Source organism: Protofrankia symbiont of Coriaria myrtifolia (assembly GCF_900634755.1).
In the GTDB taxonomy this organism is placed as follows: Bacteria; Actinomycetota; Actinomycetes; order Frankiales; family Frankiaceae; genus Protofrankia; species Protofrankia coriariae.
The window spans coordinates 1-10,737 of record NZ_CAAAFS010000273.1 but is presented as its reverse complement, the minus strand read 5'-3'; the positions used below and the strand labels follow the sequence as shown (position 1 = coordinate 10,737).

Below are 10,737 nucleotides of genomic sequence, written 5' to 3'. Positions count from 1 at the left end.
CGCTGATGCCGCGGCGGGAGGATTTGACCAGCGTCCTGGTCATCGGGTCGGGGCCGATCGTCATCGGCCAGGCGTGCGAGTTCGACTATTCCGGGACACAGGCGTGCCGGGTGCTGCGTTCCGAGGGGCTGCGGGTGGTGCTGGTCAACAGCAACCCGGCCACGATCATGACCGATCCGGACATCGCGGACGCCACCTACGTCGAGCCGATCACCCCGGAGACGGTCGCCAAGATCATTGAACGGGAGCGCCCGGACGCGCTGCTGGCGACCATGGGCGGGCAGACCGCGCTGAACACCGCCATGGACCTGCACGCCGCGGGCGTCCTCGACCGCTACGGCGTCCGCCTGATCGGCGCGAACATCGACGCGATCCGCGCGGGCGAGGACCGGCAGGCGTTCAAGGACATCGTGGCCGCCGTCGGCGGCGAGACCGCCCGCAGCGCCATCTGCACGACCCCGCAGGAGTGCCTGGCCGCCGCCGAGGAGTTCTCCTACCCGGTGGTGGTGCGCCCGAGCTTCACCCTCGGCGGCGCCGGCAGCGGTTTCGCCCACGACGCCGACGAGCTGCGCCGGATGGCCGCGGACGGCATCGCCGCGAGCCCGTCCTCGGAGGTCCTGGTCGAGGAGTCCGTGCTCGGCTGGAAGGAGTTCGAGCTCGAGCTGATGCGCGACCGGGCCGACAACGTGGTCGTGGTCTGCTCGATCGAGAACGTCGACCCGATGGGTGTGCACACCGGCGACTCGGTGACGGTCGCCCCGGCGATGACGCTGACCGACCGCGAATACCAGCAGATGCGGAACATGGCCATCGCGGTCATGCGCGCGGTGGGTGTCGACGCGGGTGGGTGCAACATCCAGTTTGCCGTGGATCCGGCGACCGGGCGGCTCGTCGTGATCGAGATGAACCCCCGGGTCTCCCGGTCGTCGGCGCTGGCGTCGAAGGCCACCGGCTTCCCGATCGCGAAGATCTCCGCGAAGCTCGCGCTCGGGTACACCCTGGACGAGATCCCCAACGACATCACCCGCACCACGCCGGCCGCCTTCGAGCCGGCGCTGGACTACATCGTGGTCAAGGTGCCCCGGTTCGCCTTCGAGAAGTTCCCGGGAGCGGACCCGACGCTGACCACGACGATGAAGTCCGTCGGTGAGGCGATGGGGGTCGGGCGCAGCTTCGCCGAGGCGCTGCAGAAGGCGCTGCGTTCGCTGGAGCAGCCGTCGGCGGTGTTCGGCTTCACCGGCGATCCGGGGGACGCCGAGGAGCTGCTGGAGCGGGCCCGTATCCCGCACGACGGGCGGCTGCGCACGGTGCAGCGGGCGCTGCGGGCCGGGGCGGGCCGGCTGCGGGTGACCGAGGTGACCGGCATCGACCCCTGGTTCGTGGAGCAGATCGACCACCTCAACCGGGTCGCCGCCACCATCACCGGTGACCTGGTGGACCTCGCCCCGGCCGACCTGCTGCGGGCCAAGCGCCTGGGCTTCTCCGACGCCCAGCTCGCCGACCTGCTCGCCACCACCGAGGACGCCGTGCGCGCGGCCCGCCACCGCGCCGGCATCCGGCCCGTCTACAAGACCATCGACACCTGCGCGGCCGAGTTCGCCTCGGCCACGCCGTACCACTACTCGTCCTACGACAGCGAGACCGAGGTCGCCCCCAGCGACCGGCCCCGGGTGATCGTGCTGGGCAGCGGGCCCAACCGGATCGGGCAGGGCATCGAGTTCGACTACGCCTGCTGCCACGCGGTGATGGCGCTCTCGGACGCCGGCTACGAGACGATCATGATCAACTGTAATCCGGAGACGGTCTCCACCGACTACGACACCGCCGACCGGCTCTACGTCGAACCGCTCACCGTCGAGGACGTCCTGGAGGTCGTCCACGCCGAACAGCAGGCCGGGGAACTGGTCGGTGTGATCGTCCAGCTCGGTGGCCAGACCCCGCTGGGCATTGCCGCGCCGCTGGCCGCCGCCGGCGTCCCGATCGTCGGGACGGAGCCGCGCGCGATCCACCTGGCCGAGGACCGCGGCCTGTTCGGGCAGGTGCTTGCCCGAGCCGGGCTGCCCTCGCCGCCGCACGGGGTGGCGACCTTCTTCGACGAGGCCCGCGCGGTGGCGGAGCGGATCGGCTACCCGGTGCTGGTACGGCCGTCCTACGTCCTCGGCGGGCGCGGGATGGAGATCGTCTACGACGAGGCGATGCTGCGCGGCTACATCGAACGGGCGACCGAGATCAGCCCGCAGCACCCCGTCCTGGTCGACCGGTTCCTCGACGACGCCGTCGAGATCGACGTGGACGCGCTCTACGACGGCACCGAGCTGTACCTCGGCGGTGTGATGGAGCACATCGAGGAGGCCGGGGTCCACTCCGGTGACTCCGCCTGCGCGCTGCCGCCGATCACCCTGGGACGCGGCGAGCTGGAGCGCATCCGCGAGTCCACCCGGCTGATCGCCGAGGGCGTGGGCGTGCGTGGCCTGCTCAACGTCCAGTACGCGCTGCAGGCCGACGTGCTGTATGTACTGGAGGCCAACCCGCGGGCGTCACGGACCGTGCCGTTCGTGTCCAAGGCGACCGCGGTGCCGCTGGCGAAGGCCGCCGCCCGGGTGATGGTCGGCACGACCGTGGCGCAGCTGCGCGCGGAGGGGCTGCTGCCCGCCCACGGCGACGCCGCGATCCTGCCGCTGGACTCCCACATCGCGGTGAAGGAGGCGGTACTGCCCTTCGGCCGGTTCCGGGACGTCGGCGGCCGTGGGGTGGACACCGTGCTCGGCCCGGAGATGAAGTCCACCGGCGAGGTGATGGGCATCGACGCCGGTTTCGGCGCCGCCTACGCCAAGTCCCAGGCCGCCGCCTCCCTGTCGCTGCCGGTCTACGGCCGGGTGTTCGTCTCCGTGGCCAACCGGGACAAGCGGGCGATGATATTCCCGGTCAAACGGCTCGCCGACCTGGGGTTCGTCGTCTACGCCACCGAGGGGACCGCGCAGGTGCTGGGCCGCAACGGGGTGCAGGCGGTCGTCCTGGGCAAGCACTCCGTGCCCGACCCGAACCTGGTCGACTGCGTCGAGATGATCATATCTGGTCAGATCAACCTGGTGATCAACACACCGTGGGGGGTCGGGCCGCGGCTGGACGGATACGAGATCCGGGCGGCGTGCGTGGCCACCGGTGTGCCCTGTGTCACCACGATCCAGGGCGCCGCCGCCTGCGTACAGGCCATCGAGGCGCTGGTGCGCGGCGACATGGGCGTGCGGCCGCTGCAGAGCTTCCACGCCGGGCTGCAGGCTGCCTGGGAGCAGCCGTACGACCCCGACGCCAACCAGCCCGTTGACGATCAACGTACCGGCGGGCCCGGCACCGGGCGGGCCTCGGTCGGCGACACCCACCGGCAGACAGTGATCGGATGATGGTGGCCGGATGACCGCGTTCCCCCGGACCCGGCTGGGCAGCTGGACGTCACGCCCACCCCTGGCGGTCGCGCTGGACGTGCCCGACGGGCCGGCCGCGCTGCGCCTGGCCGCGGTGGTGGCCCCGCACGTGGCCGTCCTGAAGGTGGGTCTGGGGCTGTTCCACCGGGAGGGGCCCGGCGTCGTGACAGCCCTGCGGGACGTGATCACGGACGGGCCGCGCGGGACGGACGGTCTGTCCGGCGCGGCCGCGGACGGCCGGTCCGGGCCGCTCGCCGACGGGCTCACCAGCGTTCCCGCCGTCCCGGCCGCCCCCACTGCCGCGGCCAGCGCCACCGAGGAGCGGGTCGGGCTGTTCCTCGACCTCAAGCTGCACGACATCCCCAACACGGTGGCCGCGGGGATGCGCTCCGTGGCCCGGCTGGCGCCCCGGTACGTGACGGTGCACGCCGCCGGGGGCGCGGCGATGGTGCGTGCCGCGGTCGACGCCGCGCCCGACGTCGAGGTCGCCGCGGTGACCGTCCTGACCTCCCTGGGCGGCGCGGAGCTGGCCGCCGTGGGGTTTGCCGGGACACCGTTGGACGTCGTGCGCAGGCTCGCGGCACTGGCGGTGGCCGCGGGTGCCCGCGCGGTGGTGTGCAGCCCCCGGGAGGTTGCCGCGGTCCGTTCGGAAGTCGGAAGTGATGTGACTCTTATCACGCCCGGTATCCGTGCGGCAGGGTCGCGGCCCGATGATCAGGCGCGTGCCGCAACACCCGCCGAAGCTGTCGACGCAGGTTCCGATCTTCTTGTGGTCGGCCGTCCGATCATCGCCGCCGACGATCCGGGGATGGCCGCGGCCCGGTTCGTGGCCGGATGGCGACCCGGCCACGGTGCCGCTGACCTGGTGTGACATCACACAGGCCCCACTCCGGCCATCTCGAGGGGATCTGCCCGGTACGGTGGTCCGCGAGCGACCGAAAGCAAAGGGCGCGTGTGGCGGCAACCCGATTCAGGCCAACGTATGGACCCCGTCCTGTGGACAATAGTCCGCAGATGTGCCCGTACCGCCGGCTGGACCGAGACGCCCGTTATTCGCTAACTTGCGCGGCGCCGCGATCACCCCAAAGAAGGAGGCGTACCCGTGCCCCTGCCGCCCCTCACGCCCGAGCAGAGGGCTGCTGCCCTCGAGAAAGCTGCGTTGGCGCGTAAGCAGCGTGCGGAACTCAAGGAACGGCTCAAGAAGGCGGAAGTGTCCCTCGCGTCCGTCCTGGAGAGAGCCGACACCGACGAGGTCATCGGAAAGATGAAGGTGGCCGCTGTTCTGGAATCCCTGCCCGGCGTCGGCCGCGTCCGCGCCACAAGGATCATGGAGAGGCTCGCGATCAGCGACAGCCGTCGCCTGCGCGGCCTGGGCGCCAAACAGCGTGCCGCACTGGTACAGGAGTTCGCGAGTTCCTGAGCAACACCGGTGGCCGGCAGGCAAATGACACATATCTCTGGGCGCAGTGGGGTTGGTACGGCGTCCCGGCAATGGTGACAACCACACCGCGCCGGGCCGCCGTACCGACGTTTCTTTGCCGGCGCGTCTCTGCCGGTGCGCCACCGGGCGTGCGCGCATGCGGGCCCCGCACGGCCAGGCCGGCGAGGAGAGAGGCGGGCGGACGGCCGCGGGCCGCACGCGGGCCTGCTCGCCCAGGTCACCCCCGTTACCCGGTGACCGCCACGGTGGGTCGTAACACCGGGCGGTACACCGTCCGACCACAGTCGGGACCACACTCCGACCCGATCATGTTTTTTTGAGTGTGCGGCCGCAACACACTACGGTGTATGGATGCGGCTCACCGTTCTGTCCGGTCCGTCAGGCGTCGGGAAAGGGACCGTCGTCGCCGAGGTGCGTCGACGCCACCCCGAGGTCTGGGTTTCGGTCAGTTGCACGACACGCGCGCCGCGCCCGGGGGAGACCAACGGGGTGGAGTATCACTTCGTTGATGTCGAGGAGTTCACCCTGATGGTCAAGAAGGGTGAGCTTCTTGAGCATGCGATGTTCGCCGGTCATGCCTATGGAACCCCCCGCGCGCCGCTGGAGGCCCGTCTCGCCGAAGGGGTGCCGTGCCTGCTGGAAATCGAACTTCAGGGCGCCCGGCAGGTACGTGCGGGTATTCCCGACGCCCGGTTCGTCTTCCTCGCCCCGCCGTCCTGGCAGGAGCTGGTCCGTCGGCTCACCGGACGCGGCACGGAGCCGCCGGAGGTGATCGAACGCCGCCTTGACCGGGCCCGCACCGAGCTTGCCGCCGAATCCGAGTTCGACGCGGTGGTGGTCAACGACGACGTGACCCGGGCGGCGGCCCGGCTGGTAGCCCTGATGGACACCGACTAGTGCCTCGGCCGGGCCGTCCGGCCGTCCGCCCTCCCCGCGCCGCCTGCTCTACTGTTATGGAGGCCGTACCGTTGCGGTCCGAGGGTACGGCTGAGGGCGTGGACGCCCACCGGCCCGCGGCCCCGGGTCGCGGGGCCCGGCGGGGCCGCCGCGGTCCCGGGCATCCGCCCCTGACCCTGTTCTCCAGGACCACATCCTGACCATGCTGTCGGTTCGCCAGCGGGCTGACAGCCCCGTGTTTGCGGAAGGACACCGTGTCCGGCACTGTCGCCCAGCCCGAAGGCATCACCAACCCGCCGATCGACGAGCTCCTGGAAGCCACCGACTCCAAGTACAGTCTGGTGATCTACGCAGCCAAGCGGGCCCGGCAGATCAACGCCTACTACTCGCAGCTCGGCGAGGGCCTGCTGGAGTATGTCGGCCCGCTGGTCGACACCGCCAGCGCCCAGGAGAAGCCGCTGTCCATCGCGCTGCGCGAGATCAACGCGGGTCTGCTGACGCACGAGACCGTCGGCGAGCCCCTGCCGCCGGCCTCCTGAACGCCTCCTCGGCAGCCACATGTCGGCCCCGTGCCACACCTGCACCGGTGCCACACGCCACCGGTGCAGGTCCAGGTGTCGCCGGGACGCCCAGCGCCAGCGTCAGCACACCCGGTACATCGGATGTGGGACGCCCGGCGCCCCGGGGTACCCGGTGCCATCGGGGACACCTGTTCCACCGGGACATGACCGTTGATGTCCGCTGACACCGCCGGCAGCGACAACGGCACCGGGAGCGGCACCGGTGCCGCTGTCCCCGCGGCCGTGCAACGTCCCCGCGTCGTGCTGGGCGTCTCCGGTGGGATCGCCGCCTACAAGGCGGTCGAGGTGCTGCGCCAGCTCACCGAGACCGGTCACGACGTCCGGGTCGTGCCCACCGCGGCGGCGTTGCGGTTCGTGGGCGAGCCGACCTGGGCGGCGCTGTCCGGGCATCCGGTGGCCACCGACGTCTGGACCGACGCGGCCGAGGTGGCACACGTCCGGCTCGGCCGGCAGGCCGACCTGGTGCTCGTCGTCCCCGCCACGGCGGACCTGCTCGCCCGCGCCGCCACCGGACGCTCCGACGACCTGCTCACCGCCACCCTGCTCACCGCCCGGTGCCCGGTGATGTTCGCCCCGGCCATGCACACCGAGATGTGGGAGCACCCGGCCACCGTGGCCAACGTGGCCACGCTGCGCTCCCGTGGCTGCCTGGTCGTCGACCCGGCCGTGGGCCGGCTGACCGGCGCGGACTCCGGCGCCGGCCGGCTGCCGGAACCGGTGGAGATCGCCGCGCTGGCCCGTTCCGTGCTGGCCCGTTCGGCGCTGGCCCGTTTCGCGTCAGCCCGCTCCGTGCCGGCTGGCAGCACGCCGGCCGGCCCGGAGCGGGCAGGCACGGTGCCGGACCTCGCCGGCCGGCGGGTCGTCGTCAGCGCCGGCGGCACCCGGGAGCATCTCGACCCCGTCCGCTTCCTGGGCAACTCCTCCAGCGGACGGCAGGGCTACGCCCTGGCCAGGGCCGCGCTCGCCCGGGGCGCGCAGACCGTCGTGGTAGCGGCCAACGTGGCGCTGCCGGACGTCGCCGGGGCGCGCACCATCCCGGTGGTGTCGACCGCGCAGCTGCGCGAGGCCGTGCACGCCCAGGCGATCCAGGCGGATGTTGTGATCATGGCTGCCGCGGTCGCGGACTTCCGGCCCGTGGCGCGGGCGTCCTATAAGATCAAAAAGGGTGACGGCGTCCCCGAGCCGGTGGCGCTGGCACACAACCCCGACGTGCTGGCCGAGCTCGTAGCCGCCCGCCGCCCGGGCCAGCTGCTCGTCGGCTTCGCCGCCGAGACCGGCGGGCCGGGCGTGGACATCGTGACCCTCGGCCGGGAGAAGCTCGCCCGCAAGAAAGCCGACCTGCTGGTCGTCAACCAGGTCGGCGACGGGCTCGGGTTCGAGGTCGACCACAACGCCGCCGTGGTTCTCGGCGCGGACGGCACGCAGACCGCCATCGAACGGACCAGCAAGGACCTGCTCGCGCACCAGGTGCTCGACCTGGTCGTGACACGACTCGCTGTAGCGGATGGCTCCGTTGTCGGCCTGCCCGCCGGTACCCGCCGGTAGACTTCGCCCGAATCAGACTGGATCTCCCAGGGGGTCATGACGTGGCGACGCGCCTGTTCACTTCCGAGTCCGTTACCGAGGGGCATCCGGACAAGATCGCTGATCAGATCAGTGACTCCATCCTCGACGCGATGATCAAGGATGACCCGCGCAGCCGGGTCGCGGTCGAAACGCTGATCACCACCGGCCAGGTCCACGTCGCCGGTGAGGTCAGCACGGACACCTATGTGGACATCGCCGCCGTTGTCCGCGAACGCGTGCTGGAGATCGGCTACGACTCGTCCAAGAAGGGCTTCGACGGCGCGTCCTGCGGGGTGAGCGTGTCGATCGGGTCGCAGTCGCCTGACATCGCCCAGGGGGTCGACACCGCCCACGAGGCCCGGGTGGGCGGCGCCGGCGAGGACGAGCTCGACCGCCAGGGCGCCGGCGACCAGGGCCTGATGTTCGGCTACGCCTGCGACGAGACCCCCGAACTGATGCCGCTGCCGATCGCGCTCGCCCACCGGCTCGCCCGCCGCCTGTCCGCCGTCCGTAAGGAGGGCCGCATCGGCTACCTGCGCCCCGACGGCAAGACCCAGGTCACCATCGAGTACGCCGACGGCCGGCCGGTGCGGCTGGACACCGTCGTCGTCTCCACCCAGCACGCGGCCGACATCGACCTCGACACCCTGCTCGCGCCCGACATCGCCGAGTTCGTCGTCGCCCCGGAGCTGGCCGCCCTCGACATCACCACCGACGGGCACCGGCTGCTGGTCAACCCGACCGGCCGGTTCGAGGTGGGAGGCCCCATGGGGGACGCCGGTCTCACCGGACGGAAGATCATCGTTGACACCTACGGGGGGATGGCCCGCCACGGCGGCGGTGCCTTCTCCGGCAAGGACCCGTCCAAGGTCGACCGGTCGGCCGCGTACGCGACGCGCTGGGTCGCCAAGAACGTCGTCGCCGCCGGGCTCGCCCGCAGGTGCGAGGTACAGGTCGCCTACGCTATCGGCAAGGCGCACCCAGTCGGCCTGTTCGTCGAGACCTTCGGTACCGGTGTGGTGCCCGACGAGCAGATCCAGGACGCCGTGACCGCCGTCTTCGACCTCCGGCCGGCCGCGATCATCCGGGACCTGGACCTGCTGCGGCCGATCTACACCCAGACCGCCGCCTACGGCCACTTCGGACGCCCGGAACTCGACTTCACCTGGGAGTCCACCTCCCGAGCCCAGTCCCTGGCCGCGGCCATCCGCTGACCCCAAATTTTCGCGAAGCGAAAATTTGGGGCCCCTGCCTCTGGGCTTCGTGGGGGGCGCGTCTGTAAGCGGGTGTCCCCGTGGGGGATGGACGATCTGTCGTAGGGGGCTGGTACCAAACAGGTATGCCCGAACAACTTGGGGTCTTCGTCGGGCTGGACGCCGCAGCCGGCCCGATGGCTGGTCTGGCCGCCGGGCCAGCGGCTGGCACGGCCCCACCGGCGGACGGGGTGGCCGCCGCGGGGGTGGATGTCGGCGTGCCGGCGCCCGCTCGGGGTGCCCGCTCGCCTCGCCCGGCGTCCTCGCGAGTGGGTACTGGCAGGAAGACCGCCGCCGCTGTAGGGGCGCCGGTCACCGCGAGCGAGCTGCCGGTCGCCCGGGTTGCGGTGGACGTCGGGCACGCCCATCTGGACCGGCCGTTCGACTACCTGGTGCCGCGGCAGTGGGCGCAGGAGGCCGTCCCCGGCGCTCGGGTCCGGGTCCGGTTCGCCGGCCGGCTGCTGGACGGTTTCATCCTCGAGCGCTGTGAGCGTTCCGAGCACACCGGCCGGCTCGCCTTTCTGGCCAGGGTCACCTCCGCGGAGCCGGTCCTCGCCCCCGACATCGCCGAGCTGGCCCGGGCGGTGGCCGACCGTTACGCGGGCACGGTCGCCGACGTGCTCCGGCTCGCCGTCCCACCCCGGCACGCCCGAGTGGAGAAGGAGACCAGGGCACAGAAGAAGCCTCCCGTCAGCTCGACGTCCCCCGCCGGCCCGCCGGCGCCGGCCGACCCACCGGCACGGCCGACGGCGGCCGGGCCGGCGGTGGATGGGGCTACAGCAGCTGGGACGGCGGTGGCTGGGAGCACGGCGGTGGCGGTGCGGGTGGGGCTGTCCGGTGTCTGGGCGGACTATCCCGACGGGGAGCGGATGCTGGCGGCCCTGCGTGCCGGCGGCAGCCCCCGGGCCGTGTGGTGGGCGCTTCCCGGGCCGTCCTCCTGGCCGGCGATGGTCGCCGCGGCCGTGGCCGCCACGGTGGCGTCCGCCCGCGGGGCGGTGGTCGTCGTGCCCGACCACCGTGACGTCGAGCGGGTCGCCGCCGCGCTGATGGACGTGCTCGACCCGGACGATTTTGTCGCGCTGCGTGCCGATCTCGGCCCGGCCGAACGCTACCGGCGCTTCCTCGCCGTCCGCCGCGGGCAGGCTCGGGTGGTCGTGGGAACCAGGGCTGCCGTGTTCGCTCCGGTCACGGACCTCGGGCTGATCGTCGTCTGGGACGACGGGGACGACCTGCACGCCGAGCCGCGTGCCCCCTATCCGCACGTCCGGGACGTCGCCGTACTGCGTGCCCGCCAGCAACGGGCGGCGCTGATCGTCGGTGGCTGGTCGCCGTCGACCGATGCCGAGGCGATGGTGCGCGTCGGCTGGGCATCGGCCCTGATCGCGCCGCGCCCGGTGGTCCGGGCTGTCGCGCCCCGGGTCGAGGCGACGGGCTCGCAGGTCGAACAGGCCCGGGATCCGGCGGCGCGGGCGGCGCGGCTGCCGTCGCTGGCCTGGCGTGCCGCGCGGGACGCGCTGGCCGCGGGCGCGCCGGTTCTCGTGCAGGTGCCGCGGCGCGGGTACCAGCCGTCGCTGGCC

Annotated in this window: 7 protein-coding genes and 1 pseudogene; all 8 read left to right on the top strand. The window is 72.2% G+C overall.

Annotated elements, in window-relative coordinates:
• Window positions 1–5 precede the first annotated feature (5 nt).
• On the top strand, window positions 6–3,401 hold the full coding sequence (gene carB / locus CM1CMNOD_RS15340; protein ID WP_013874511.1) for a carbamoyl-phosphate synthase large subunit: 3,396 nt from the start codon (window positions 6–8) through the stop codon (window positions 3,399–3,401).
• 10 nt (window positions 3,402–3,411) lie between these two features.
• The gene (gene pyrF, locus CM1CMNOD_RS15335; protein WP_013874510.1) at window positions 3,412–4,293 is read left to right on the top strand and encodes an orotidine-5'-phosphate decarboxylase; all 882 of its coding nucleotides are present in this window, start codon (window positions 3,412–3,414) and stop codon (window positions 4,291–4,293) included.
• A 231-nt stretch (window positions 4,294–4,524) separates the two neighbouring features.
• A complete protein-coding gene (gene mihF, locus CM1CMNOD_RS15330) occupies window positions 4,525–4,842 on the top strand; it encodes an integration host factor, actinobacterial type (RefSeq protein WP_013874509.1) in 318 nt (105 codons plus the stop codon).
• 372 nt (window positions 4,843–5,214) lie between these two features.
• Window positions 5,215–5,760, top strand: a complete 546-nt coding sequence (gene gmk / locus CM1CMNOD_RS15325) for a guanylate kinase (protein ID WP_013874508.1) — start codon at window positions 5,215–5,217, stop codon at window positions 5,758–5,760.
• Window positions 5,761–6,014: 254 nt separating this feature from the next.
• Window positions 6,015–6,299: a DNA-directed RNA polymerase subunit omega gene (gene rpoZ, locus CM1CMNOD_RS15320; protein ID WP_013874507.1), complete on the top strand. Its 285-nt coding sequence runs from the start codon at window positions 6,015–6,017 to the stop codon at window positions 6,297–6,299.
• A 195-nt stretch (window positions 6,300–6,494) separates the two neighbouring features.
• On the top strand, window positions 6,495–7,886 hold the full coding sequence (locus CM1CMNOD_RS15315; protein WP_013874506.1) for a bifunctional phosphopantothenoylcysteine decarboxylase/phosphopantothenate synthase: 1,392 nt from the start codon (window positions 6,495–6,497) through the stop codon (window positions 7,884–7,886).
• Window positions 7,887–7,927: 41 nt separating this feature from the next.
• Window positions 7,928–9,121, top strand: coding sequence for a methionine adenosyltransferase (metK, locus tag CM1CMNOD_RS15310; protein WP_013874505.1), 1,194 nt, complete (start codon window positions 7,928–7,930; stop codon window positions 9,119–9,121).
• Between the two features lie 125 nt (window positions 9,122–9,246).
• Window positions 9,247–10,737: pseudogene (locus tag CM1CMNOD_RS15305) on the top strand (primosomal protein N'); the annotation flags it as partial.